This window comes from Halalkalirubrum salinum (assembly GCF_005543295.1).
Classification (GTDB): Archaea; Halobacteriota; Halobacteria; order Halobacteriales; family Haloferacaceae; genus Halalkalirubrum; species Halalkalirubrum salinum.
Window position 1 is genome coordinate 99336 of the sequence record NZ_SRSG01000003.1, and the last position, 25533, is coordinate 124868.

A 25533-nucleotide genomic window follows, 5' to 3' on the forward strand; every position below is an offset into this window, starting at 1 on the left:
AACCCAATGGCGGACTCCTCGGATGCGGACATACAGGTCTGGATGCGTCGCGGCTCGGCGCTGTTTGAGGGCGTCTTTGTCGTCCTCGCTGCGTTGGTCGCCGCGAGCCTCGCGGTTGCGGTGATTCGTGAGCCTCTCGTCGCAGCGACCGGTGGTACTCCCGATGCGACGATCGTCCAGCTGTCGGTGACCGTAATCCAGTTCGTCTTTTTTGGGCTTGTCGTGTTCTGGTATCTTCGAGTCACCGATCGCTGGAAGATGGTCGGATTCGACGAGTTCGAACCCACACACGCGATCGCGATCGCGGTCGGAACCGCCGTCTTGTTGGGTGGACAGCTGGGGATCTCTGCGCTCTTTAGCTCGCTTGGCATCTCGACGGGGGCGAACCGCGCGATCACCGACGGCCTCGGCAACCCTGAGTACTTTTTCGGAATGATCATCATCTCACTCCTGCTCGTTGGCCCTGCCGAGGAATTGTTGTTCCGTGGCGTGTTACAGGCACGACTTCGAGAGTCATGGGGGGCGTGGCCCGCGATCGTGCTCGCGACGATAGTTTTCGGCGCAATCCACCTTCCGGCGATCATCGGCGAGCCGACCCAGCAGTACGCGACGCTGGTTGTCATCGCGCTGTTGGGACTCGTCTTGGGCTATCTCTACGAGCGAACCAGAACGATCTGGGTACCGGCGATCGTCCACGGTGCGAACAACGCCGTGATCTTCGCCATACAGTACGCCGGCGCGATCGGCCTCTTGTAGTCCCCGGCGGCCGGGCTGTGTGCGCCACACGCAACGATCGCCAACCACTCAGTTCGGATTTTTCCGCGTGAGTTCGCTCCCACAGATCGGACACCGCTCATGATGCTCGTCGAACTCCCGGCCACAGCCAGCACACTGGAAAATCCAGGCCCGCTCCTCTGAAATTCCGTCGCGAGCGATGACATCGACGGAGATCCCGAGGTGTTCGGCGACGTTCTGCATTGCGTAGTCGTCGGTCACCAAGACGCCATCGAGTTCGAAGGCGGCCGCGAGCAGTCGGGTATCAGTTTCTGAGAGCTCATTGGCATCACCGGTCTCGACGGCCGCACGACCGATCTTTTCTACGGTCCCCTCCGCAGGAATGTGAATGTGCATCCCCGCACCCTCGTCGGCGTCAAATCGGAAGGCGTGTTCGCCCTCAAGCTCCTCACGGACGAGCGGAATCGATGCTGTCGGCTCGTCGGTGTGATACTCGTGAATAAACGCAGACGTGTCGAGAATATGCATTTAACGGGCGACGACAATGTAGTCTTTGACTGCCTGCACCGCCCCGACAGGAAGCCTGATTCTGCCGCGATTGTCGGTGTCGAGTCCGTGTTCGGCGGGAATAATTTCTTCTTTTGGTGTCACAAGCAAGTCATTGAGCGCGCCGGTCTTGAGGTCCATCGTGATATTGTACAGTTCACCGAGTTCGGTACCATCCGCGCCCATGACGGATTTCCCCGAGAGGTTCTCCGCTAGGATATCTACCATACTCCGCGTATTCGCGTGTAATCATATAAACACTGGGGACCGTCAGACGCCGGCTGGTGCGAGTCATAACAGTCAGGCACGACGCTTAAATACGACAGAGAGCTACAAACCATAGGGACCTTCGGTGGCAACAGGACTGCTCACAATTGTTACGATAATTCTCGTCGCCGGTATCGGAACCCAGATCCTCGCAAAGCGGCTCAAAATTCCGAGCGTGCTGTTTCTCATTCCGATCGGCGTGCTGCTTGGGGAAGTGGGGCTGGGTCTTATCACGCTCGAGACGTTCGGGACTGGCGGCGGGCTATCGACAGTCGTCGGTGTGAGCGTTGCAATTATTGTGTTCGACGGTGCGTTTCAGCTCCGCCGGGACAAACTCGAACGCGCACCGAAGGCGATCGGTGGGTTGATCACGATCGGTGCGATCGGCAGCCTCGTCGGCACGGCACTTGCGGTTCGGTTCTTTGTTGGTGCGTCGTGGGGAGTGGCTTTCCTGATCGGTGCACTCTTGATCGCCACCGGGCCAACTGTCATCACGCCGATCCTTGACGTCGTGCGGGTCCGTGAACACGTCGGGACGACGCTTGAGGCCGAAGGTATTTTCAACGACGTGACCGCGGCCGTGCTCGCGATCGTGGTGTTCGAACTGCTCGTGTTGGAGTCAGACCTGCTCGCGGTGCCGACGGGCTTTCTCGTTCGGGTCGGCCTCGGCGTCGCCGTCGGGGTTGCTGTCGCGCTTGCGGTCCGAGAGACGCTCCAGCGGCTCGACGTCCCCGCAGACGCAGCCCCACAGACTGCGCAGTTTGTCGTCCTCGCTGGCGCGGTACTCTCGTACGGACTCTCGTCTAGTATACTCGCAGAGACGGGTGTCGCTGCAGCAGCCGCTGCTGGAATCGTGCTCGGGAACGCGGAGCTCGACCACGAAGAGGCGATCGACGAGTTCGCCCGCGACCTCACGCTTCTCGTCCTTTCGTTCGTATTCATTTCCCTCGCGGCGCTCGTCGACATTGGGGCGCTCATTGGGCTCGGGCTCGGTGGGATCGCGGTCGTTGTGGTTGTCACACTCGTCGTCCGGCCACTCGCGGTGTTTGCGTCCGCACGCGATCGCCAGTTTACCCGAAACGAGCGGTACTTTTTGAGCCTTGTCGGGCCGCGTGGGATCATTCCCGCAAGCGTGGCCACGCTGTTTGCGATCGAACTGCAAGAGGTTGGCCGGACCGCTGACGCGCAGGTGCTTTTAGGGACTGTCTTCCTCGTGATTTTCGCGACGGTTGTGTTCGAAGCCGGGCTGTCGCGACAGATCGCACAGCGACTGGATGTGATACCGATGCCAACAATAATCGTCGGCGGGGGCCGTGTCGGGCGCGCACTCGCCACACGACTGGAGAACCGCGGAGAGAACATCATCGTTGTCGATGAACGGAAAGAGACTGTCGAGTCACTGCAGGTCGACGGATTCGAGGCTGCCCGCGGCGACGGCACTGACGCCGCAACCCTTGAGGATGCGGGGATCACCAATGCCAAGACGGCCGTCGCCGCGACTGGCGACGACGACACAAACCTCCTCGTCTGTCAGCTTGCGCGGACAAAATTCGGTGTCCCACAGGTTTTCAGCCGGGTCAACCAGCCGGACAACGTCGAGGCGTTCGAGGCGCTCGATGTGGGCGCTATCGACGCGTCGATGGCCACCGCGTGGTCGATCGACAACGAGATTGAGCGGCCATCGATCTTCCACTGGATGAGTGAACTCGGCGACGGTCATGACGTCCAAGAGATCGCCGTCACCGCCGAGGATCTCGTCGGGCGAACGATCAAAGAGGTTAACCAAGAGATCCCCGACGGCTGTATCGTCGCGGTGATCGTCCGTGGCGGCGACTCACACGTCCCGAAAGCTGACGAAGTATTACAACAGGGCGATCGGATCACGTTCCTCGGTGAGTCGAAAGCCGTCCGTGGTGCAGTCCGCCGATTCCACCCGCACGACTAGTTTTCACCGACCGCGGCGGCTGATCGGGAAGTTGAAAGGCTTAACTCCAATCGCGGATAGTCTTCGGCAAAGACTTCTTTGGGGTGTGTTCCAATGTCAGATAACTCATCTGCGTCGCTGCGTACACCGATCGTCGCGGTTCTCGGCCACGTCGATCACGGCAAAACGAGTCTGCTCGACCGGATCCGTGGCTCGGCCGTGAGCGAAGGCGAGGCCGGCGCGATCACCCAGCACATCGGCGCGACGGCGGTACCGCTCGAAACCGTGGCAGAGATGGCTGGCGATCTTGTCATGGTCGAAGACTTCGATCTCCCGGGATTGTTGTTCATCGACACGCCCGGTCACCACTCGTTTTCGACGCTTCGTTCCCGCGGGGGCGCGCTCGCGGACATCGCGATCCTCGTCGTCGACGTTAACGACGGCTTCCAGCCACAGACCGAGGAAGCGATCGACATCCTCCGGCGCACCGGTACACCGTTCGTCGTCGCTGCCAACAAGGTCGACACGACGCCGGGGTGGAACCCCAACGAGAACTCGGCGATCAAACCCAGCTACGACGCTCAAAGCGACAATGCGCGACAGCGGTTGGACACGAACCTCTATCAGATCATCGGTGAGCTCTCAGACAGCGGCTTCTCGGCGGATCTGTACTGGCGCGTCCAGGACTTCCAGAAGAATATCGGCGTTGTCCCCGTCTCGGCGATGACCGGCGAGGGAGTTGCGGACCTGCTCGCAGTGCTTATGGGGCTCTCCCAGCGGTTCATGAAAGCCGAGATGGAGATCAACGTGGCCGGGCCTGGCGAGGGGACCGTCCTCGAAGTCAAAGAGGAGCGTGGCTTCGGTTCGACGCTCGACGTGGTGGTCTACGACGGCACGATCGCCGAGGGCGATACGATCGTCGTCGGGGCGTCGAACGAGCCGATCGTCACCGAGGTCCGCGCGCTGTTGCAGCCGCGGCCGAACGCCGAGATTCGCGTTGAAAAGCGGTTCGACCGCGTCGAATCAGTGGGGGCTGCGGCGGGGATCAAGATCGCTGCGCCGGACCTCGACGCCGCCCTCGCTGGTGCGCCGGTTCGGGTCGTGCGCGATCGGTCTGTCGAGGACGTGATCGCCGAGGTCGAAGCCGAGCTCGCCGAGATCGAGGTCGACACCGAAGAAAACGGCGTCGTCGTCAAGGCCGACACCCTCGGGAGTCTCGAGGCGATGGCCAATGCGCTTAAAGAGGCGGAGGTTCCGATCCTCCGCGCGGAGGTCGGTGACATTGCACCGCGGGACGTCGCGGTCGCGGGGACTGCAAACGAGCCCGAACACCGTGCAATCTTGGGATTCAATGTGGACGTGTTGGCGAACGCCGAACGCGAGCTTGAAAACTCCGAAGTCAAGCTATTCGCCGACGACGTGATCTACCAGCTCGTCGAGGAGTACGATGGCTTCGTCACCGAGCTCAAACGCGCCCAACAGGAGACGATCCTCGATAAGATCGTCCGCCCGGCCCGGTTTCGGATCCTCGAAGACCACGTGTTCAGACAGTCGAACCCGGCGGTCGTTGGCGTCGAGGTCATGGCCGGCACGATGAAAAACAACATGCGTGTGGTCAAATTCGAGGGCAACGAGCCGACCCGCGTTGGTGAACTCTCGGGGATTCAAGAACAAGGCGACGATGTCTCCGAGGCCCGGGCTGGCTCGCGAGTCAGCGTGGCGATCGACGGCCCAACGGTTGGTCGCCAGATCGACGAGGGCGACGAGTTGTGGATCGAACTCCCGGAAAAACACGCAAAGATCCTCGAACAGGAGCTGAAAAGCGAAATTCCGGCCGACGAACTCGAAGCGCTGTCTGGGTATCTGGCCAAGCGACGCAAGCGCGATCCGTTCTGGGGCAAGTGACCAACCCGTGAAGGGCTGGTCCGTTATTTTTGCTAGTGAGCAAACGTCCCGTTTTTTATGACTAGTTAGGACGATCATTTGCTTTGGTTCGGCTCAGCTTCGTGGGTGAACCGGTAGCGAACAGTATTCGATATAGAACAAGCTACCTCAACCTATATGTAGATAGTGTGTAAACAGTAGCATATGACCAAAGACGAATCGGGCTCCGAAAATCTGATTGAACGGCAGACAACGGGCGAAGATCGTGTCCGAATGGTCGCACGGCAACTGTCGGAGCCGCGGACCACAAACTGGATCGCCTCCGAAGCGGGCTGGTCACACGAGCCGACCAAGCGCGTCCTCGAACGCCTCGTCGAGGATGGGATCCTCCACCGTGACGAGAGCGGCACCCACACCACATACTATCCCGACTACCGTCGTCAGGCGATGCAGGAAGCGATGCGGCTTCGGGACAGCGGCCACACTGTCGAGGAACTCACCGATCGCCTCGCGAATATGAAGGCGCAGATCCGCGACTGGGAGGAAGAGTTCGATGTCGAGTCACCGAACCAGCTTCGCGGAACACTCGCTGAGGAGGCGCTCGACGCAGACGAAGAAGACCGTCGCCGTGAGATCGCACGCGAATGGGAACACCTCCAACGCCGTATCGAGATCGTCGGATTCGCTATCCGTGAGTGGGACTTCCTCACTCCGACAACAGCGCCCACCGAAGTTACCAGCTAACGGATGTCTGTCCCGCATCCCGGTGGTGATCCGAACGCAAACCTCTATGCGCAATTGAAGCGGGATGTTCTCGATCGTGTCCCACAGATCGCGACGGTCGAGTTCATTCCTGACGATATCGAGGCCAAACAGCTTCGGGCACGGTTTGATCCAGCCCGTCTTGACCCACCAACAGGGCCTGATTCGCCGGAACTGATCGTCAAGTGGTATCGACAGGAGCCCCATGATTGGTTCCGGATCGACTACACCGATCCGAACACTGGTTTTCACGCGGGCTGGCATCAAGACGAGGATCATCCCGATCTTGGCCGGACACATTTCCAGTATTCGACTGCCAATAATCGGGATCGATGGAAAATCACATTCGACCACGACACCCCCTCACTGATCGTCTGGGAAGTGATCGAAGCGCTCCTCGAGGACGTCCGTCCGACATACCAGTATCCAAACGAGGAACCATGACTTTCTGGAGAATGTGCCGATCGCTCACTGGTGAGCTTCATCGGGCACGCTGAGTGGGCCTACTGACGATCGCTACCGACTATACCGTCATCACGATCACCGACCAGACTTCCCGTCAAACCGATCGAGCACCGTCGTCTCGACGCTGCCGTCGTCCGATCGGAGCACCGCAGACAGCGACGCTGGCGTCTCGAGAAACACGCCCTCCCCGCCGTCGCGATCGAGGTTGCTCTGGATGATGTTCTGGCAGTACACTGATCCTTTTCGCTGCGGCGTATTGTGTCGGGTGTGGCCAACGACCTGCGGCGGGGCGTCCGGCGGGAGGTGATCGAAGTGCAGCCAGACGAGCCCTGCGCCAGGCCCCTTGAGGTGATCCTGACCGACCCCAAGGACAATGGAATGTTCCGTAAGGACCGATCGCTGCGTCGGGACATCTTCGTTCGTCCCCACTGCGGCCAAAAGCGACACTGCCGCCGAGCGGAGCGACTCGTTAACCGACGCGACGTCGTAGGGAACCGGCGATCCCGCGTGGGCGTACGTGACGTTGTGGCCCTCGTAGGCGGCGATGACGTGACCGTCGCGGATCGCGTTGAGGAACGTCGCGCGAGCGGACGAATCAGCCTGCCCGGAGAACCACTGCCGAAAGCCGAGCGGTTCGGGCGTGAGCACGATCGCCTCGTGGTTGCCGAGGGTCACCCTGACTCGTCCGGGGGGCGCGTCGATGACAAGTCGTGCAACGAGATCGAGGACCTCCTCGTTGTGCGGGCCGCGATCGATCAAATCCCCGTTGAACACAAGCACGTAGTTCTCGTCGGCCCACCGGAGCGTCCCGTCGCGATCGATTGTCACGACTGGCGGGTACTCGGGGTGATCTGAGAGTGTCCGCAGCGCGCTGCGAGCGGCCCCGAGGTGGCCGTGGATATCGCTCACACTGACGATCGCGGGCGGGTCATCGTCCCCGAACGCGGAGACGCGATCGCGGGCCGGTGGGTCGACGGCCGATGCCGTCGAGAGATCCAATACCATCGTATGCGATCACTGCATGCGCATGCAAAAGAATGTACAGATCCGAACCGTTTGTGCCGTATCTGCCGCGCTTAGCCGTAGTGTGTTTCGAGGTACTCGACGATTTCATCGCTCTCGTACATCGCCACGCCCCGATCGGTGTCGACCAGATACGGAATCTGGTCCTCCCCGCCAGCAACGAGTTCCTCATGAGTGACTTCGTTGGTCGTGTCGCCGCCGACGTTTCCGGGCAGCCGTGGGTTGTGTGTCACGTACGAGACGCCAAGCTCCGAAAGCGTCTGTCTGACCTTCCCACAGTGCGGACAGCCCTCTGATTGGTACAGTTCCAGCATACGATCGGCCCAACGTGTTGATCGGATATCAACCTTGGTTCAATTCTCGGCGGGTGGGTGTACGCTTTGGGTTGTTGGGACGAGCGTCGTCTGGGCGATCGGAATACTAAATCCGGTGGCAACCTAACGATCATGTATGAGCGAGGACATCTCAGAGGGGTACCCGATCGTCCTCTTCGACGGCGTGTGTAACCTCTGTACGGGATTCGTTCAGTTTCTCATCCCTCGCGATCCAGAAGGGCAGTTCAAGTTTGCGTCGCTCCAGTCGGACGTTGGCGAGCAGCTACTTGCCGAACACGATCTCGACACCGAGCGGCTTGACTCGATCGTCCTCGTTGATGGCGACGACGTCTATGTCAAATCCAGCGCGGTGATCCGCATCGCGAGCCGCCTCGGCGGCGTCTACGCGCTCGCGCGGCCGCTTCGGTTCCTCCCGCGGGCGCTGCGTGACTGGGGATACGATATCGTCGCAGCCAACCGCTATCGAGTGTTCGGCAAAAAAGACCAGTGTATGATGCCAACTGAGGACATCCAGTCGCGCTTTCTCGAGTAGGAGTGCGGTAGTTCCACCGAGTTGCTGTTTTGTTAGTGACCGCTGCCAGCGGCACCGACAGGATCGATCGGGTCCCAGAATGGCAACGACGGGTGCGGTACGTGAATCCCGAGGCTCATGAGCCCGTGGGCGAAGAGCACGTACCCAAGGATAACAAAGGCGACACCGAGCGCACGGTACAGCCACTGTCTGTGGGCCGCGTCGATCGACTCGATCACCGTCCCGTAGCCGAAGACGGCGGGAATCGTTCCGATACCAAGCGCTGCGAGGGCGATCGCTCCGGCGGTCGCCGACCCACTCGCGAACGCGTACAGGTACGCCGGATAGATAATCGGACATGGCAACAGGCCGTGGACCGCGCCGAGCGCAACGATTCCCGGACCGTTTGCGAGCCGATCGACTCGGTGGGTCAACCACGTGGTGAGCCACGAGAGGCCGGGGAGGGAAATCCCACTGTGTGCCCGCCCAAGCGCGTGGCGAATCCCGATCACGACGATCGCGATTCCGATCACGATGCCGACAACCCCACGAACCGTTCCCGCGGTGTCGGTCACGCGGCCGACAGAGACGAACGCCGCACTGCCGATCGCGCCCATCACCGCGCCGATCGCGGTGTAGCTCGCCGCTCGTCCAAGGTTGAACAGCCCGTGTTGTCTGACCTCGTACACCGAGAGGTAGCCGCCGTCGGGTTCGACACCCCGGGAGCGACCGTCGTCCATGCGATTCGCGTAGACGGTGACCAACGGTCCACACATGCCGATGCAGTGTGCGCCGCCGAGCAGACCGACGATGAAGAACAACACCACATCTGTCCCGAGTAGTGCTTGGAGTGTCATGCGAGCCGAGCAGTTGATCGTACTCACCGATGGGGAGAGATCGACCTTGACTGTGTTGGTACAAGCGTCGACACGCCATCGGATACGACAGCGGTGATACATTGAGTGAAACACAGCGTTTACCACGGTGAATCACAAACGACCGCTATGGCCACATTCGAGGTTCCGATTCCCGATCGGATTGACTCCGAGATCGACCGGCTCGTCTCACAGGGTGAGTTTATCAACCGCGACCAGGCGATCGAAGAGCTGTTGACGATGGGGGTTTCGACGTACAACACGCCTGAGGAGACCGAAGACGAACTTGAAGAAGACCTCTTTTCACAGGTCACCGAAGACCAACAGGACCCTGCACGGCGAACCGAGTCCGACGACGGCTACTCGTTTTGATCGCTGGGTAAGTGGCAAGCCACGGCAGGCTACACCTTTTTTACACTCACGATCATACGCAATAGCATGGTACTGATTATCGTAGGATACGGCCGGGTTGGCGCTCGAACCGCACGGGTGTTGGCCGAAGAGGGATACGAGGTCGTCGTCGTCGAGATCGACCATACAAAGGCCGAACGCGCTCGATCGAGCGGCTTACAGGTCGTCGAGGGAGATGGCTCCGATCGATCGGTGCTCGAAGCTGCCGGCCTTGCGGAGGCGGTTGCGATTGGTGGGCTGACGGGCGATGTCGTGACGAACTACGAGATCTGTTCGATCGGCCACGAGGTCGGCTGTCGGACCGTGCTTCGGATCAGCGAGGACGTCACCGAGGAGCGCTATGAAACCTACGACGCCGTTGCGGACGACCTGATTTATCCCGAGCGCCTCGGTGCGGCCGGCGCAAAAACCGCGCTGTTGGGCGGCAGCCTGAACGCGATCGGGGATATCACCGAAACCCTCCAGTTGACCGTCGTGACAATTGATGAAGGCTCTCCGGTGATCGGCGACCACGTCAACGAACTCGAATTACCGACCTCGGCGCGGCTGTACGCACACGGTCGGCACCGCGAGCCACTGACAATTCCGCTCCCCGGCACGGTTGTCGAAGCCGGCGATCGCGTTGCGCTGTTGATCGAACGCGACGCCGAAGCCGACGTTCGCGAGGCACTGTTGGGGTCGTGAGCACTGCGCACCGAAAAGCCGGGGCGCGCTGAAAACGGGAGGATGGGAACTGAGGAACCCGGCGCGCCCGATGATCGATAGCAACTCCGAATATAAAAGAATCCGTCAGACGGGCGGCTGTCGATCCGCTGACGGCGGACCGATAGCCCCAACTCCGACGGGCTGCTACGCTCATAGAGATGTCCTGGACAGCACTGTTTGATCGCGCGCGCTCTCACGACGCGACGATCGAGACGATCAGTTCGGTGGTAAATGGCCGTCGTGACGCGCCATCAAGTGCCGAGCCAGCCCAGCAGGCCGATACGCCCCAAGAGCCCTCGCCAGCGGCGATCGTTGTCGATGCAGACGTCTGGGCTGCTGATCTGTTTGGCGTCGACGAGGCGGCGACCACGGCGATCGATCAGCTCTGGCAGCACACGTGGATCGACGTGATCGCGAGCGACGCCCTCCTCGCCGATGCGGTGGCGGTTATCGACGCAGTCGTTGACGCAAGTGACGATGACACTGCGACGGCAACCGATGTATCAGACGAATCACAGACGTCGCCGTCGGCGGCGTGGCGATCGACCCTCGATGCGTGGCGAAGGCGGGTAACTCATCCCGCGGGCGATCATCCGGCACTCGGATCGGCCTACCGCGGCGGCGCAATGCACGTGCTCTCGTACGACGATCGACTCACGGGGGCGGGAGCCGCAGCGGCGCTCAACGATCGGTTTCCGATTAGCATCCGCGAGCCGGCGGCGTTCGCCGCCGTGTTCAACGCAGAGTCGCTGTTCGGGTCAGTTCACGAGGTGCCTTACGAGGGGCCCGATCGACCGCCACGATCGAGTGAGGCCGTGTAGCGGATATGCGCACATCGATCAGCGGGTTTCGTACCACTCGGCGAACTTCGCGAGTGCTCGGCCGCGGTGTGATAGCGCGTTCTTTTCAGCAGCGTTCATCTCTGCGAACGTCGATCCGTCGTGCTCGAAGATCGGATCGTACCCGAATCCGCCGGTGCCGCGCGGCTCAACGATCGTCCCGGGCACCGATCCCACGAAGAGCTTAACGGGCAGCGGTTCGCGCTCTGTGGCGTCCTGTTCGGCGCCTGCCGCAGCCGCTGTCGTGCGGTCGTCGCGGTCGATCGGATCTGGTGATGCCGAAAACGGCTCGCCGTCGCAGTACGCCAGCGCACACCGAAACGACGCCGAGCGATCCGCCAGCGGTTCGGCGAGTGTCTGGACTCGTTCGATCCCGATCGTTTCCTCAACGTACGCCGAGTAGGGGCCGGGGAACCCGTCGAAGGCGTCGACGAAGAGGCCAGCGTCGTCGACGATAACTGGGCCGCCGACCTCGCGGTACGCCTCGCGCGCGCCGGCCGCAGCGATCGCTTCGAGATCGTCGTGTTGAATCTCGGTGTAGTCGAAGTTGTAGCCCTCGATCGAATCGCCGAGATAGTCGCGGGCTTCCCGAAGCTTGCCGTCGTTGGTCGTCACGTACCGAAGCATACCACATGATTCGTGGCGTAAAAAATAGGTACGTCGATCGACGCTGGTGACCGCCTCAGTCCTCAACGATGACTTCGACGGGCTCGTCGTCGGTTTCGGCCGCTTCGTCCGCCTCGCGGCTGTTTCGTTCCTGGACGAGAAGCGCGCCGGCGACGAGAAGGACAGCCCACGATCGCCAGTTCGCGAGGTTCACCGTGTAGCCGATGCCGAACGGCTTCTTGACAAGCATGCCTTTGCCGGGCTGCCAATACGACGACAGCATCCGCCCGAGGCTCGGGCGCTCGAAGTTGTACGGGATACCGAGAATCTCTCCACGATCTGGTTTGTCTTTTGCCATACTTCCTTCTACACCGGGGGGCGTATTGAAAATTGGTATCATTATCGGGCTCACACAGCGTCCTCGGATTGGGTTGGCTGTATGATTGTTTCAGCGGCCACAGCGAGTTCGTCGGCGCGATCGATCCACACCGCGACGAATGCAGACAGTGACTCGGTGGCCGCTAGATCCCCAAGCGGATCCGCATCCAGGACTGCCGGCCGGTCGCCGACGCCCTCACGATCGCGTTCGTGTGTTGCCTCAAGCTCCCCCGCAAGCCGATCGATCACGGCAGCGAGCGCGTCTGTCAATACTTCACGGGTAACAGCCTCCAGCCCGTCGAGATCCGGGGTGCCGAAAAGCGGGTCCATCGTCGCGACCACTGTCGCCATGGACTCGACGGTTCCCGCAGTCGCTTCGTCGTAGGCTGCTGATACGGGATGAGACTGCGCGTCCAACAGTACATCCCGGAGTGTGACGAGCCGATCGCCGGCTAGCGCCGCCCGGATCTCGTCACCGATCGGTTTGGGATCGGGTGGAGGCGCTCTCTCGTTGTCTCCGATCGAAAGGTCGACAGGCTCGATATCGTCAGAACCGGCGTGCAGGGTTGCTGCGTTTTGTTCACACTGAACGACGGCGCGCGAAAGCGTCGTCGCTGCGTCGGCCAATCCTGCGGCGCTAGCGCGCTCTGAGAGCGTCTCGAGCCGATTGGCGGCCTCCCTGTAGGCGCTCGCCGCTTCCGAGCGATCGCCAGCGCGGGCAGCGGTTGCTGCGGCGTCAGTGGTTGCATTGATCTGGTCGACTCGGCCGCGTAGCTCACCCCGTCTGACGAACAGCCGGACTACACGGACTCGATCCGACTGGATTCCGACCTGCGTTCTGGCCTCTCGTAGCGCCGAAAGGCCGATCGAGAGTGTCTGCCGGCGAACCGATCGATCGTGCGTGTGGGCGTCGCCGTGACCGCGGTCCTCAGTCGAGCGATCGTGGTCTCCACTCCACGGATCACTGTGACTATCACTAATCGAGCGATTGCCGTACGTTTCGATTGCGACGGCGTGCAACACCGTCGCCTGTCCATCGATGAGGAGAGATAGTGTTTGGCTGATCCGCTTTTCATCGGTCTGAAGCCCGCTTTCGATCGCTGCGGCGCGCGCCCGAAGGTACGCCTCGATCGCGATCGTGTACGCGTTTGCCGCCGCAGTAAGCGCGCCGTGGTCGATCGCACGATCGCCCCGGCAGATCGCTTCCCAGCCAGTTCCGGCGGCCGCCCGAACCGTCTCCCGCGACGTCGTGACTGACCGGTCTTCGACTGCGGCTAATCGGGTGAGTAACTCGCCGATCGACAGGTCGGACTGCTCGGGGGAAGCTGTCTCGATCGCGGCTGCGGAACTCAGCGCAAGCGCTGCTTCCAGCCGTGCGAGCAACGCATCGATCGGCAGCGATCGCCGCGACTTCTGCACCGAATCGAGCTGCTGGACGACGAGTTCGACCAGCCCGCCTGAGCCGCCGATTGCGGCCGCAACTGCGTCCTCAGACAGCGATCTTGCCGTTTCCTGATCCCTAGCGTCATGTGCAGCTTGAGCGTCTGAGAGATCGACCGTTGCGATCGACAGCGACCCGGTCTCGGGCTCAATCGCCTCCATGAATCGCGAGACTCCGTCGAGATAGGCGTCAACTGGTGGCGTCAACTCGGCGATCGACACTGCCAGCGCCGCTGCGGCCGCTGCCTTCGTTTTATTTCCACCAACCAAGCTTCCCTGGGCGGTTTCGAGGAACCGATCGGCCGCCGGGAGCCGAACCGGCGCGGCGGCGACGATCGATTCAGCGTCTTCGACGGCTTTACTCGCGTCTGTGTGCGTCTCGGTGCGGGCTGTACTCTTCGAGACGGCGTTCGCGATCGCCTCCATATCCCGGATTGCCGCAGTGACGAACCGATCGTGGTACCACGCAAGCCTCGATTTGTCGAACACGACGGACCATCGCCGGGCGGCCACAACGACTACCCATGGTGCGGCGACTCCCACAAAGAATGAGCCGATACCGCCAGTCTGACCGGCGATCCATGCAGCTGTGACGGGAACGATCGCCACCACAGCGAGGGCGGTGAGCGCCTCGAACGCGATCGCAATTGGGTCCGTCCGGACGGTGCTAGCGTCTTCAAGAAACGCCGTCCGCAGTGCGATCGACAGGAGGTACAACACGACACTGGCCGCCGCACCGGCCGCGAGGTAGCGAGCGAACGCAGCCGTCTCGGGAAGTGCCCAGGTCGCGGCAAACGTCGTCAGCACGAGTGCGATCGCCGTGGTGATCATGCCGTTCAGCCCAAACTCGAGCACAGCGACCGCGAGGATGAGCCCCCACAGCCCGAGCAGCCCGATCGCGAACCCAGCAGTTGCGGTCCCGAGCGACGGCTGTCCGATCGAACCGAGGAGGATTGCAGCGATCGGCGCGACCACGATAACAGTTGCAGCGGCGGCCATACCCAGCCCAGTGACGGTTGAATCGACCTGTCGAGCCACGCGGTGAGTGCCATACAAGAGTGTCCCGACAGCAACACCGATCGCTGCGGGTAGCGTCCACTGGGAGGCAAGCCACAAGAGTCCGACTGCAACGACACTCTCGAGCGCGGCTGTCCAGAGCTGCCGACCCGTCATTCGCGCTCACCACCACGCAGCGTTCGGTGAGTTGTGCGATCGCCATCGGGAGATCGACGCCCGGTCACGCATCGGCCTGATATCGACCGCGGCCCTCGACCGTTCGGAGCCGCTCAATTGTCGCCGGGTCACCGACAGAGCGATAGCCCGATTCGACTGCCTCGTATAACGCGTCTGGGTCACTTGCGGTCCCCCCAAGGCTCTGTTTGAACACGTGGAGATCCATCGCGTGATCCTCGACGTGGCCCGTGTGAAAGCCCAGCCCAAAGTCAATGAGGTAGGTCCGATCGGCGCCAATCCGAACGTTGCGGGTCGTCGGATCGCCGTGGACGATGCCCGCCTGGTGGAGCCGCGCGAGATGTGCACCGACGGTTCGGACGCGATCGGCTGTCAGCGCCGCGGCAAGGTCGTCGGTGCCGACGTGGTCAAAGGTGATCGTCGCGGCAGCGACGTCGACGTCGAAAACGAGCGGTGTCGGCACGCCTGCGCGTCTGGCCTCGCTCGTGAGCCGCGCCTCCGAGACCGTCCGCTCGCGCCGCAGGGTCTGATCGAGCGTCGGGTGTCGGTACGGCTTCTCGAGGCGACGCTTGCGGACGAACGGCGGATCGATCGTCTCACCGGTTGGAGCGTCACGAACGATCTCGACGATCGCTTCTGCGCCCCGAAGCGAGTCAGCGGTCGCCCCGCTTCGAGCGACGGACTCCTCGTCGCCCCGCCAGGTCACCGGAACCTGATCTGGCCGGAAGTTCGGATCGATCGCAGAGTCCGCAATGTCGACTGTATCGTCGGCCGCGTACATCTTCGCACCGAGGACGGCGATCATCCCGGCGTTGTCCCGCAAAAACCGCGGTTCTGGCGCGTGAAACGACGCGCCACGGGCCTCACACATCGTCGTCAGCATCTCCTGTAGCCGGGCGTTCTGTCCGACACCGCCGCCGAGGACCAGCTCGTCTGTCCCAGTCAGCGACAGTGCACGTTCTGTGACTTCCGTCAGCATCGCAAAGATGTGTTCTTGGAGCGAAAAACAGATGTCTTCGATCGCTTCGCCGTCGTCAGCGGCCTGTTTGGCCGCGCTCATGATCCCCGAAAACGAGAAATCCATTCCTTTGACTACGTACGGCAACTCGATGAACTCCCCGTCGCGGGCGGCCTGTTCGACCTTTGGCCCGCCTGGGTGCGACCAGCCGATGTGGCGGGTGAACTTGTCGATCGCGTTGCCAACGCCGGTGTCCATCGTCTCGCCCAACACGCGGTACCGGCCGTTGTGATACCCCAGCAGGTGCGCGTTTGCGCCGCTCGCGTTCAGACACACCGGTGAGTCGAACCCTGACTCGTGTCGACCGATCTCGAGGTGGGCGACCATGTGGTTGACCCCGACAAGCGGAACCGAGAGTGTCCCGGCAAGCGCTCGGGCGGCGGTCCCAACAATCCGGAGACACGGTCCGAGTCCGGGTCCTCGCGAGAACGCGACACAGTCGATCGGCGGCCCGTCGCGACTCGCTGGGGCTGTTTCGGCGGCCAACTCAAGGACGTGTTCGACGACCTGCGGGATCGCCGTTCCCATGTGCTCTGCGGCCTCGCGCGGGTGAATACCGCCGCTGTCGGGCTCGTAGGGGTCAGATTCGATATGAACGGTGTCGGTCTCGGTATCGTACAGGGCCGCGCTCGCAGCCCACGCGGTTCCCTCGATACCGAGGACGCGCATGCCGCGTTAGGCTTCCTCTGGTTCCGCGTCGGCGCCCTCGTCGGCCTCGATCTTGTTCCGATCGAGCATGTACGCCTGTTCGACGTCGCGGGCGAATTCGGCGGATTCGTAGACCTTCGCGTAGCCAACGGTCTTTCGCATTCCGAACTTGGTCTTCAGTTCGTGGACGACAACTTCCGAGGACGACTTGTCGAGTTTGGCCGCCAACGAGTCACGAACCGACAGCCGTGAAGGTGTTGCGTCGTCGTGGACGATCTGGAATCGGACGTCTGAGCGGTGCAACATCGGATTTTCTTCCTGGGAGATGATTTCGACTTCCATTGGTTAGTTACCCTAATGTGCCGGCGAAAGCAGTAAAAGGATTTCGAAGGGACGTTTCGCGGCGGTTTGCGGCGTTCGAGCCGATCGTGGCCGTCTCGGTCGATCGACATTGATCGTCAGATTCGATCGACCGCTGCGGTATTCCCGTCCGATGAGATTCCGAGCGACGCTTTTTGAACCTCGTTGCGTAGCTCTAATTGTCATGAGTTCACACGACACGCGTCCGCCGAAGGCCCTCCCCCCAGGGGAGGCGATCGGCTGTCTGCCCGAATCCCCACGAACGCAGGTCGATGGGTGGGATCCCCGTGAGTGCGTCGGGACACCGCACTGTCCGCCGCGGTGTCCGGTGTTCGTCGACAAGACGGGCGTACGGACGATCGTTCGGCCGATGCGGTCGTTCGATCGTGAGCCACTCGTGGGGATGTACGAAACATTCGACAGAGCTCACGTTGCCCAGTCACTCCCGCCGGCGACGACAGCCCGAACCGAACAGTGGCTCGACATGCTCACCGCAGAGGGCCACAACGTCGTCGCCGAACGCCACGGCGAACTCGTCGGCCACGCGGTCTATACCCCAACAGACGATCCCGAGCCAGAACTCGCGGTGTTTGTCGATCCGGACTACCACGATCGGGGGATCGGAACCGAACTGTGCAAACACGTCATCGCCCACGCGGCGGCCAACGGCCACGAGGCGATCGTATTAGAGGTCGAACGGACGAACCACGCGGCGCTGTCGGTCTATAGACGACTCGGGTTCGAGACCACAGAGACCAACCGCTTCGTCAAGTCAATGCGATTATCGCTGTCAAAAGACGTGGCGACGATCGTCCAGCTTCCGCCGAACGCCAGACGGCACTACGAACGCTGACTCGGATTTCAGGAGGGTGTTTCCGCTACCGATCGTAAACCCCCGACAAGACACCTACTCTGCAATCAGCCGATCGTACATCGCCGTCGTGTCTCCATCAAGTTGGCTGAACAGCTCACGGGCCTCGTTCTGCGCCGTTTCTGTCACTGCCACTAGCACCATTCCCTCGTCTGGCTGGCCATAGACAATAGACGCACCGAGTGGCGCAGCCAAGATTGCCGGGAGGGTCAACAGGTCTTCCTCGCCAGTGACGTAGATTACAGTCGAATCGTCCGCTATGAGGGCGTCTCGGAGGGCGTCGATCGCCTCGGGGCTGATCGCCGCCGCGGGATTCTCGACGGCAATCCGATCGGCATCGCCGTCGAGTACCCGAGCGATATCCTCGCCGACGGCCTCGCGTTTCGTCTTTCCGTCGATAATCGCGACTGCGGGGTCGACGCCGGCGACGCGGAGGTGGTAGGTAACGACGTCGCCGATCGCAACAATCAGCCGCTCGCGATCGTACTCAGCGGCAGTCGAGTCGGCTGCTGCAAGGAGCTCGTCGGTCTCGGTGTACACCGGACCAAGAGGCTCCTTAAACGCTGATCGAAGCGACTCCGGGAGCGTGAGCATCGTCCGATCGCTCAGCGAACCTTCAGGGCGTAGCCGCCGGGGTCAGTGACGTTCATCTCCTCGGCGACCTCGCTTTGTTCGGGATGGGTAATCACGACGTATCCCGACCAGTCTTCGGTAAGACTCGACGAGCCACACAGCTCACAGCTTTGGGCGTCGGGATCGTTCACGAAGTGACACTCCCGACACGCCATCCGCGTCCGGGCCATCAGTCTTCACCCGCCGGTGCGTCCTGTGCGCGGCGACGCCTGTCGCGTTCGAGCCACGCGTGCTTGCCCAACCCCGGTTGTTTCGCCGTCAGGCCGATCTTCGAGTCCCGAGGGTTCCGCTCGTCGATGCTCTTCGTGACGATGCGGACCCGAACGGGATCTTCGACCCCGAGCGTTTCGTTCGATTCCGTCGACGCGAGCTGTTGGTTCTCGCCGTCGAACGCGAGGTACTGGTCGGAGATCTGCGAGACGTGCAACAGCCCGTCGATCGGGCCGATCCCGACGAACGCGCCGAACTCGACAACCTCGACGACGGTCCCGTCGGCGACCTCCTGCATGTCGGGGTCGAACGTGATCGCGTCGAACTCCGCTTCGTAGTAGACGCCGGGTCGGTTTGGCAGCACCGCTCCCTCGCCGATGTCGTGAACCTCAGTGACGCTCACAACGCTGCCGACGTCTTCGTCCATTCGTCCTTCGAGTTTGTCCTGAAGCAGGGCTTTCACCCGCTCCGGGGTTACATCCGCCAAGTGTTTCGGCGGCACCTCGACCGTATCCTTGAGTCGTACCCGTTTGTACATGTTATGGCTCTGTTACTCTCAGTGTGTGCTCACCCCTTAAACCGATTACGCGAACGCCGCGTTCGAGCAATCGATCGCGCAGCGGGGCGTCGTTCGTCACGACGTAGTCGATATCACCGTTCGAAGCGAGTTCGACGATCGCGTCGTCTGCGTACGACGCGTCGGTCCGAACCGTCCGACACCGCGTTGCCAGGTCGCAGCCGACCGCCGCGGCGGTCGCTTCCACACCAGCGCCCACAGAGAGCGATCGCAACTCCTCGAGAACCGCCTCGGGGATCACGAGGTCGATCGAGCCGAGCCCGAACAGCCGATCGAGCTCGTCGAACACCCGAACGTCGAGTTCGACCGGCATCATGAGCGCGTTCGTATCCAGTGCGACTGTCGGCATACCCGGTCAGTCTCGCAGTGTTCCGACGCCGATCAGCCGCCAGCGCGCGCCCACACGGCGGTTGATCGCGATCTTCGCCCCATCGGCCGCACAGACTGGCCGCTTGAGTTTGACCTCGCACTCGCCGCTGCGAGCGCTTGTGACCGCCCCGACGGTGGTCGCTGTCCCGACGGTGAGCATCAGCGTCTCACCGGTCGAGATCTCGTCGACTTCGCCGTCCTCGCCCACGACGCGATCGAGCAGTTCGACCTCCATCTCGAAGGCTTCTCGCGTTGGCGGCAGCGTTCCGGGTGTGCCGGCGACCTGTCCAGCCAGCGCATCGCCCTTCGTGAGGCTCGGATCAAGGCCGGTGCCGACGCCGATCAGCCCGCCTGGCGTGACCGTTTCGGCGCTTTCGCCGCCGGCCTGCAGCGATCGGACGGTCGTCTCAAGCGCAATCCACTCGGTTTGGCCTCCCTCTTCGACCTGTCGGCCCGGTCGAAGCTGGATTTCGTCGCCGACAGAGAGCTCTCCGTCGACGAGGCTCCCCCCGACGACACCGCCAGAGAGGTTCTTCCAGGTCGTTCCCGGGCGGTTGATGTCGAAACTGCGGGCGACGAACATTCGCGGATCGTCCGCGCTGTCGCGGTCGGGCGTGGGGATCGTCTCCTCGATCGCGCCGATGAGCAGGTCCATGTTGACGTTTTGGCCCGCGCTGACGGGGACGATCGGCGCATTCTCCGCAACTGTTCCGGCGACAAACTCTTGGATCTGTTCGTAGTGGTTGATCGCCCGCTCGCGATCGACGAGGTCGACCTTGTTCTGGGCGATAACGATGTTGTCGATCCCGATGATGTCGAGCGCCATGAGGTGTTCTTCGGTTTGTGCCTGCGGCACATCTTCGGTCGCACTCACGACGAGCACCGCGCCGTCCATGAGCGCGGCACCCGACAGCATCGTCGCCATCAGCGTCTCGTGCCCGGGGGCGTCGACGAACGACACCGTCCGCAACGCCTCGCTTTCTTCGCCGTTCGGACATGTCTTCTCGACAGTGTAACACTCGGGTTCGTCCACGCCAGGACACTTGCGGAATGTTGCGTCCGCGTAGCCCAGTCGGATCGAAATCCCGCGCTTCATCTCCTCTGAGTGCTGGTCGGTCCACGACCCACTCAATGCCTGGACAAGCGTCGTTTTTCCGTGGTCGACGTGGCCGACGAGTCCGATGTTCACCTCCGGTTGTGTATGTTCTTGTGTCACCATTGACCTCCTAAGAGCAATCGTGTGGTGGATTTGCCCTGAGCGACTGATAAAGTTGCTGTTCTGTCGACGAACGTGGTGGACAGTCTCACGCTGTGCGTCCGAAAAACGTGATAGACAGTCTCACGCCGTGCGCGCTGTGATCGGTTGGCGTTCGGCCTCGTTGCTGTGTTCAGCCGATCGCCGCGACAATCGTCACGAGATTCCACCCTGTGACGGCGATGCCGACAACTGACAGCGCAAGCGGCACCGCCGATCGGGGTGGTGACCAAAGTACCCACCAGATCGCTGCAAACCCACACAGTGAGCCGACCTTCGCAGCAAGAAGTCCGACGAGTCCATAGGCTTCGACGAGCGGCGCGACGATCGGCCCGGTCTCGGCGACACCAACGACCGAGAGCCCCCAGATCGTCGTTGTCGTATCTCCGACCCCATACGTGAGCACGGCGATAAGCCAGAGCGTCCGCTCGCGATCGACAAGCCGATCAACCACAGACGACGAGGACACACCCCGTGGTACCGTCCGGAAGAATATATACCCTTAGTTGACAGCGCACCGACAATCCATGGCGGCGGCCCGCGATCGACTCACACAGGGCCAAGAAGCGCGACCGTCATGAGCGCAAGTGCGCCGGTTACGAGAAACACAAGCAGAAAATCGACCCGCGGAGAGACGATCGACCGGTGTACGGCAGCGTCACCGTCGTGATCCTGCTCTGTTGAGTTCACCGTCATACTGGGTAGAATGTAGACACGATATATCAAGGTTCACTCGAAATTATCAGGATTGATTTCATGTGGACGAACTCAAAAGTGATCGCGGTACGCGCGGACGAACTCAAAGGTAATCGCGGTACGCGCGGACGAACTCAAAGGTAATCGCGGTACGCGCGGACGAACTCAAAAGTGGTCGCGGTACACCCGGCCGAAAACCTGCCGTCGGAGCGTGCCTGCGGCGGCGACGGGCTCGTTTTGAAACGTCGCTGCGAGGACCCTTTCGGCGAACGGGATCGGATGCCAGACGACATTGTCGACGTTCTCGGCGCCGATCACCTCCCGATCGTAGTCGGGATGATCACTACACCACGTCTCGAACTCCTCGCGGGAGCCACTGTGTACTTCGAGCAGCGACGCAAACAACGCGTCGCGGGCGGTTTCGACTACGTCGCTCGTGACCCGATCGCGGTACTCCTCGCTGTCGAAGTCCATCGCGCTCGCAGTCTCTCGGACGACGACCTGCGCGGCCGGGCCGACCGTCTTGTAGGTATCCCTCGCGGCTTCGATCGTCTCGGGCGCAACGACGCCATCAGTCTCCATACGACAGTTGTCTGTCCGATCGAGTTACTCCGTTTCGGTTTCGCCGCTCGTTTCCGCTTCTTCCGCTTTCGTTTCTACCGTTTCGTCTCCCGGTTCTTTTTTATCGCTCGATTCAGTTTCTCCAGCCGACGTGCCGTCCGATCCCGACTCGTGCTCGGCGCTGTCCAACAGTTGGGCGGTGAGTGCCTCGGCCTCCCGGATAATCGCCGCCGTCTCCTCGTCAAGTTCCGACTCCGCAGCTACCCGACGGCCGCCCTCCATGCCGCCAGGGACCCTCTGTTCGGCGTACTCATCGGCAAACAGCGCGCCCCCACGCTCGCTTGCAGGGTCGTCGTGGTCGTGGCCGTCGCCGTCGTGGACCGTATCTTCGAATACCTCGTCGAACTCGGTCTCCGTCGCGTGTTTGGTGACTCGATCGGCCAGCCCTCTACGGGACTCCTCGTCCCAGCCAGGGGCGTGTTCGTCCAGCCACGCCTCGTGTTCGTCGCCGTGGACCATCGCGATGAGCGCGAGGTGGTCCGCAAGGTGGATGCCGTCGCGCTGGGGAACGTCACAGACCGGACACGCGTATCCCATACCCGACTGTCGGCCTTCGCAGACAAAAAGCGGTCGGCCTAGGCCGATCGGGCCCACTGGTCCATCTCGACGGTGAGGATCAACGCCGCCTCGCCGTCTTGGTAGTACCGCGGCACGCGCCGAATCTGTGAGAACCCCTCGGAGTAGTACAACGACTTCGCGGCCTCGTTGTTCGCTCTGACTTCGAGTTTCGTGATCGCCGCGCCGTCAACGTACATCCCCAACAGGGCACGCTGGAGGAGTTGGCGGCCGATCCCGTACCCTTGCGCATCCGGATGGACCGCGAGGTCTTTGACGTGACCGATGTCGCGCCCGTGGTTCGGTGTGACGTCTGAGACGACGAACCCGAGCACGCCGCCGTTTCGCGTTGCGACGAGAAATCCCTGCTCACCGAGAAATCGTTCGAACGCCGTGTACGGCCACGGCTGCTTGAAGGCCGCCTGTTCGATCCGGTGGACTGCCAGGAGATCGGCCCGTTCGGCCGGTCGTATCGTGACGCTCGGGTTGTTCGAGTCCTCCGAGAGAGATGCCACACGCGCCGTAGACTGTCGACAGACAAAAACGATCGGGATGAGCGATACCCATCGATCGCCTGCCGCCTCGCAGTATATAAACACCCCCGATATGGGGGAAAACCTCGGCCTGCTGCCCGCCCGCTGAGAATTGCCGCTCGGGTATATCCCCCCACCAGGCAACTGTCTATCTGTACGAGGCAAATTCCAATGTCAACTCAAACTCGAAATCAACTCGAAAGCCGCTTCGGTGGAATCACGCTCGAAGGAACGCCCCACGCGCTGTCAGCGTGGTTTGTCGTCACGCTGCGGTTCGTCATCGGTGGCATGATCCTCTTTGCGGGGATCGGCAAAGTCTCTGAGTGGCCCTTCGACGCCAGCGGCTACCTTGTCCACGGTGTCGACGCTGCGAGTCCGGTCAGCGGCCTGTACGCTGCGATGGCGGCAAGCCCGGCGCTGATGGAGATCGTTAACGTCATCATTCCGGTCACGCAGGTGTTGATCGGCGTCGCGCTGATCTTTGGCGGCTTCGTCCGCCTGGCCGCACTCGGCGGGGCGATGCAGATGTTCGCGTTCTACCTCGGTGGCTGGAGCGGCGAATGGCTCGCACTGTTCGACTCGACGCTCATCTACGCGATCGTCTTCCTGGCGGTCGCGGCGTTCGGCGCGGGTCGAATCCTCGGCGCGGACAAATACATCGAACAGCTCAATGTCGGCGGCCAACCGCTGATCGAACGCTTCCCGAAGATGCAGTACCTCCTCGGGTAGTCGCTGTCACGCTGTTTGTATTTTGAACACTCCTGTTTTCGGACAAAGAACTGTTTGAGCTTTCAGTATTCTTTTACTTTTAAACTTCCAAGCATTCGCGATGGAACGGCGTGACCTCCTTGCTTCGATCGGAGCCGGATCGACGATCGGCCTCGCTGGCTGTCTTGGAGATGTTGAGATACTGATGCCTCCCGCCAGCAGGAATAATTTCAACGGCACTGAGGACGCTGAACGCCCCGAAATTGCTGACATCCCGTGTCCTCCGTACAAATCAGACCACGACCGGTCGATCTGTTCGCACGTGGGAGACACAGACACCGCAGCAGTGTCTCTCATGGTACGTCCAGAACGTACCACGCTGGACGACGGCACACCGACTGAGGATATCACGCTGACGTTCCACAATCAGTCCGCAAGTGACCTTCGGTTCAATCCACATAGCTGGCGGTTCTGGTACCATTCGAACGGCGAATGGACGCAACTCCCCCAAAACGTCTCAGGGAGTGGGCTACTCACTGTGTCAGCAGGTGCGAGCTATTCGTGGTCATTCTCCGAGGCGATCGAATCTATTCAACCGAATCCAACGCTGGATCCAGGCCTGTATGCTGCTGAAATCGGTGTTCCTGACCCAATACACAGCGATCAGTGGGTTGGGTGTATGGCCCTTGTTCAGTTTGACACCGACGAATAGAATGTTTAGTACTGATTCGCACGGTTGCAGATCCATGCCGCTTTCGAACGAGCATGAAAAAATACGGCCTTGTTGAAACCCTCACTCGGTGATCGGTTTTAGCAGTCCTGCTGAATACAGAGCGCGTATCTCGCATCGAATTCTTGCCAGAGAGAGAATGTTGAAACGGCCAGCACAGAAGAGCAACGCCTCAAAGACAGCAGGAACTCTGTCTCATCAAGCGTACTATCTATGAGGAGTCATCATCGAAGATTGGCTCCAGGCTACGTGTCTCTTCGGTCGCATCACAGACGCGAATGCGACCGTCAGAGCTCACAAAAACGTTCCAGCGGTCCATCCGCAACCCTAATAGAAGCTCATCGTCCACAGCCTCACTTGAGTTGGTCAGCAGTGTGGTGAGTGCGTCAAGATCAATAGACCCGTACAGCGACGGGAGTTCGATCGGCGCGACTCCTTCGGCCTCGGCAACTGCATCAACAAGTGCTTCTGTGAGTGTCCGTCCGCCTTCTCGCTCGTAGAACGTCTCACTCACTACGGAACAATTTCGGTATAACGCCAATTCCGGCTCTCTATACGGTTTCGAGGCAGAGTACCACGGGTTTCCGAAAACGTCCGTTTTCGGCTTTCGCAAATCTTTGATTTGCTCAACACCTGACCCGTGGGTGAATGCCGACAAAATCATTATCTTTACAATCTCTCACGACAAGTAATTGATAATGCAAGAGTCAGAACTTACCCAGACTCTTTCTCTCGGATTAACCATCCACGAGGGGTGTTCTGACAACTTGCAAGAAGGAAATCTTGAAGCCCGACGCATCCGCAACGAAGTCAACCGTCTCGACCGCGAAGGCTGGGACTGGGATGACATCC

The 25533-nt window shown here is 61.2% G+C and carries 33 protein-coding genes; 12 read left to right on the forward strand and 21 right to left on the reverse strand.

Annotation, left to right across the window (positions count from 1 at the left end; translation table 11 throughout):
• The first annotated feature begins 6 nt into the window (after positions 1-6).
• On the forward strand, positions 7-756 hold the full coding sequence (locus tag E5K03_RS00935) for a CPBP family intramembrane glutamic endopeptidase (protein ID WP_138004506.1): 750 nt from the start codon (positions 7-9) through the stop codon (positions 754-756).
• Positions 757-804: 48 nt separating this feature from the next.
• Here the strand turns inward: E5K03_RS00935 and E5K03_RS00940 are convergent, their stop codons facing one another.
• Positions 805-1263 (reverse strand): NOB1 family endonuclease, encoded by a 459-nt coding sequence (locus E5K03_RS00940; RefSeq protein ID WP_138004507.1) that lies wholly within the window; start codon positions 1261-1263, stop codon positions 805-807.
• Positions 1264-1509 carry a PRC-barrel domain-containing protein gene (locus tag E5K03_RS00945; protein WP_138004508.1) on the reverse strand — a complete coding sequence of 82 codons (246 nt, stop codon included), beginning with the start codon at positions 1507-1509 and terminating at the stop codon, positions 1264-1266.
• 124 nt (positions 1510-1633) lie between these two features.
• Here E5K03_RS00945 and E5K03_RS00950 point away from each other — a divergent pair, with 124 nt between their 5' ends.
• From E5K03_RS00950 to E5K03_RS00965, 4 genes are all read left to right on the forward strand, one after another.
• Entirely contained in the window at positions 1634-3493 is a 1860-nt protein-coding gene (locus E5K03_RS00950) for a cation:proton antiporter domain-containing protein (protein WP_138004509.1), read from the forward strand.
• Positions 3494-3586: 93 nt separating this feature from the next.
• Positions 3587-5377, forward strand: a complete 1791-nt coding sequence (gene infB, locus E5K03_RS00955; protein WP_138004510.1) for a translation initiation factor IF-2 — start codon at positions 3587-3589, stop codon at positions 5375-5377.
• A gap of 183 nt (positions 5378-5560) precedes the next feature.
• Complete coding sequence (locus tag E5K03_RS00960; protein ID WP_138004511.1) at positions 5561-6100, forward strand: DUF7342 family protein; 540 nt, start codon at positions 5561-5563, stop codon at positions 6098-6100.
• 3 nt (positions 6101-6103) lie between these two features.
• Positions 6104-6562, forward strand: coding sequence for a hypothetical protein (locus E5K03_RS00965; RefSeq protein WP_138004512.1), 459 nt, complete (start codon positions 6104-6106; stop codon positions 6560-6562).
• 96 nt (positions 6563-6658) lie between these two features.
• Here E5K03_RS00965 and E5K03_RS00970 read toward each other — a convergent pair whose 3' ends face one another.
• On the reverse strand, positions 6659-7588 hold the full coding sequence (locus E5K03_RS00970) for a metallophosphoesterase (protein ID WP_138004513.1): 930 nt from the start codon (positions 7586-7588) through the stop codon (positions 6659-6661).
• 71 nt (positions 7589-7659) lie between these two features.
• A complete protein-coding gene (locus E5K03_RS00975) occupies positions 7660-7920 on the reverse strand; it encodes a glutathione S-transferase N-terminal domain-containing protein (protein WP_138004514.1) in 261 nt (86 codons plus the stop codon).
• 136 nt (positions 7921-8056) lie between these two features.
• Here E5K03_RS00975 and E5K03_RS00980 point away from each other — a divergent pair, with 136 nt between their 5' ends.
• A complete protein-coding gene (locus E5K03_RS00980) occupies positions 8057-8473 on the forward strand; it encodes a thiol-disulfide oxidoreductase DCC family protein (protein WP_138004515.1) in 417 nt (138 codons plus the stop codon).
• Positions 8474-8505: 32 nt separating this feature from the next.
• On the opposite strand, the gene E5K03_RS00985 is transcribed toward E5K03_RS00980, so the two are convergent.
• On the reverse strand, positions 8506-9309 hold the full coding sequence (locus E5K03_RS00985; protein ID WP_138004516.1) for a sulfite exporter TauE/SafE family protein: 804 nt from the start codon (positions 9307-9309) through the stop codon (positions 8506-8508).
• A 147-nt stretch (positions 9310-9456) separates the two neighbouring features.
• On the opposite strand from E5K03_RS00985, the gene E5K03_RS00990 reads away from it, so the two are divergent.
• The 3 genes from E5K03_RS00990 to E5K03_RS01000 all read left to right on the forward strand — a co-directional run bounded on the left by E5K03_RS00990 (position 9457) and on the right by E5K03_RS01000 (position 11264).
• Complete coding sequence (locus E5K03_RS00990) at positions 9457-9699, forward strand: DUF7120 family protein (protein WP_138004517.1); 243 nt, start codon at positions 9457-9459, stop codon at positions 9697-9699.
• 66 nt (positions 9700-9765) lie between these two features.
• Positions 9766-10422 carry a potassium channel family protein gene (locus tag E5K03_RS00995; protein ID WP_138004518.1) on the forward strand — a complete coding sequence of 219 codons (657 nt, stop codon included), beginning with the start codon at positions 9766-9768 and terminating at the stop codon, positions 10420-10422.
• 179 nt (positions 10423-10601) lie between these two features.
• The gene (locus E5K03_RS01000) at positions 10602-11264 is read left to right on the forward strand and encodes a DUF7384 family protein (protein WP_240729907.1); all 663 of its coding nucleotides are present in this window, start codon (positions 10602-10604) and stop codon (positions 11262-11264) included.
• Positions 11265-11282: 18 nt separating this feature from the next.
• On the opposite strand, the gene E5K03_RS01005 is transcribed toward E5K03_RS01000, so the two are convergent.
• From E5K03_RS01005 to E5K03_RS01025, 5 genes are all read right to left on the reverse strand, one after another.
• Positions 11283-11909 (reverse strand): non-canonical purine NTP pyrophosphatase, encoded by a 627-nt coding sequence (locus tag E5K03_RS01005; protein ID WP_138004519.1) that lies wholly within the window; start codon positions 11907-11909, stop codon positions 11283-11285.
• Between the two features lie 55 nt (positions 11910-11964).
• Complete coding sequence (locus tag E5K03_RS01010; RefSeq protein ID WP_137196706.1) at positions 11965-12246, reverse strand: DUF5808 domain-containing protein; 282 nt, start codon at positions 12244-12246, stop codon at positions 11965-11967.
• A gap of 50 nt (positions 12247-12296) precedes the next feature.
• A complete protein-coding gene (locus E5K03_RS01015; RefSeq protein WP_138004520.1) occupies positions 12297-14879 on the reverse strand; it encodes a hypothetical protein in 2583 nt (860 codons plus the stop codon).
• A 64-nt stretch (positions 14880-14943) separates the two neighbouring features.
• Positions 14944-16584, reverse strand: coding sequence for a bifunctional N(6)-L-threonylcarbamoyladenine synthase/serine/threonine protein kinase (locus tag E5K03_RS01020; protein WP_138004521.1), 1641 nt, complete (start codon positions 16582-16584; stop codon positions 14944-14946).
• A 6-nt stretch (positions 16585-16590) separates the two neighbouring features.
• Positions 16591-16905 (reverse strand): 30S ribosomal protein S24e, encoded by a 315-nt coding sequence (locus E5K03_RS01025; RefSeq protein WP_137196709.1) that lies wholly within the window; start codon positions 16903-16905, stop codon positions 16591-16593.
• Between the two features lie 202 nt (positions 16906-17107).
• Between E5K03_RS01025 and E5K03_RS01030 the strand changes: the two genes are divergently transcribed.
• The gene (locus E5K03_RS01030) at positions 17108-17776 is read left to right on the forward strand and encodes a GNAT family N-acetyltransferase (protein WP_138004522.1); all 669 of its coding nucleotides are present in this window, start codon (positions 17108-17110) and stop codon (positions 17774-17776) included.
• A 54-nt stretch (positions 17777-17830) separates the two neighbouring features.
• On the opposite strand, the gene E5K03_RS01035 is transcribed toward E5K03_RS01030, so the two are convergent.
• The 10 genes from E5K03_RS01035 to rimI form a co-directional block, all read right to left on the reverse strand.
• Positions 17831-18388, reverse strand: a complete 558-nt coding sequence (locus E5K03_RS01035) for a GTP-dependent dephospho-CoA kinase family protein (RefSeq protein ID WP_138004523.1) — start codon at positions 18386-18388, stop codon at positions 17831-17833.
• Between the two features lie 11 nt (positions 18389-18399).
• Positions 18400-18597 carry a transcription elongation factor subunit Spt4 gene (gene spt4, locus E5K03_RS01040; protein ID WP_138004524.1) on the reverse strand — a complete coding sequence of 66 codons (198 nt, stop codon included), beginning with the start codon at positions 18595-18597 and terminating at the stop codon, positions 18400-18402.
• The gene (locus E5K03_RS01045; RefSeq protein ID WP_137196713.1) at positions 18597-19175 is read right to left on the reverse strand and encodes a DNA-directed RNA polymerase; all 579 of its coding nucleotides are present in this window, start codon (positions 19173-19175) and stop codon (positions 18597-18599) included. The genes spt4 and E5K03_RS01045 overlap by 1 nt, the downstream gene beginning before the upstream one ends.
• A gap of 1 nt (position 19176) precedes the next feature.
• On the reverse strand, positions 19177-19563 hold the full coding sequence (locus E5K03_RS01050) for a DUF188 domain-containing protein (RefSeq protein ID WP_138004525.1): 387 nt from the start codon (positions 19561-19563) through the stop codon (positions 19177-19179).
• Positions 19564-19569: 6 nt separating this feature from the next.
• Positions 19570-20802: a translation initiation factor IF-2 subunit gamma gene (locus E5K03_RS01055; protein WP_138004526.1), complete on the reverse strand. Its 1233-nt coding sequence runs from the start codon at positions 20800-20802 to the stop codon at positions 19570-19572.
• A gap of 169 nt (positions 20803-20971) precedes the next feature.
• The gene (locus tag E5K03_RS01060) at positions 20972-21307 is read right to left on the reverse strand and encodes a hypothetical protein (protein ID WP_138004527.1); all 336 of its coding nucleotides are present in this window, start codon (positions 21305-21307) and stop codon (positions 20972-20974) included.
• Positions 21308-21387: 80 nt separating this feature from the next.
• Entirely contained in the window at positions 21388-21534 is a 147-nt protein-coding gene (locus tag E5K03_RS17045) for a hypothetical protein (RefSeq protein WP_171006561.1), read from the reverse strand.
• A 165-nt stretch (positions 21535-21699) separates the two neighbouring features.
• Complete coding sequence (locus E5K03_RS01065) at positions 21700-22116, reverse strand: DUF5809 family protein (RefSeq protein WP_138004528.1); 417 nt, start codon at positions 22114-22116, stop codon at positions 21700-21702.
• A 24-nt stretch (positions 22117-22140) separates the two neighbouring features.
• A complete protein-coding gene (locus E5K03_RS01070; protein WP_205742930.1) occupies positions 22141-22692 on the reverse strand; it encodes a DUF5810 domain-containing protein in 552 nt (183 codons plus the stop codon).
• 38 nt (positions 22693-22730) lie between these two features.
• Positions 22731-23225: a ribosomal protein S18-alanine N-acetyltransferase gene (gene rimI / locus E5K03_RS01075; RefSeq protein ID WP_138004529.1), complete on the reverse strand. Its 495-nt coding sequence runs from the start codon at positions 23223-23225 to the stop codon at positions 22731-22733.
• A gap of 189 nt (positions 23226-23414) precedes the next feature.
• Here rimI and E5K03_RS01080 point away from each other — a divergent pair, with 189 nt between their 5' ends.
• Complete coding sequence (locus E5K03_RS01080; protein ID WP_138004530.1) at positions 23415-23972, forward strand: DoxX family protein; 558 nt, start codon at positions 23415-23417, stop codon at positions 23970-23972.
• Positions 23973-24072: 100 nt separating this feature from the next.
• Positions 24073-24663, forward strand: coding sequence for a hypothetical protein (locus E5K03_RS01085; protein WP_138004531.1), 591 nt, complete (start codon positions 24073-24075; stop codon positions 24661-24663).
• Positions 24664-24892: 229 nt separating this feature from the next.
• Here E5K03_RS01085 and E5K03_RS01090 read toward each other — a convergent pair whose 3' ends face one another.
• Positions 24893-25195 (reverse strand): HalOD1 output domain-containing protein, encoded by a 303-nt coding sequence (locus E5K03_RS01090; RefSeq protein WP_138004532.1) that lies wholly within the window; start codon positions 25193-25195, stop codon positions 24893-24895.
• Positions 25196-25533 lie beyond the last annotated feature (338 nt).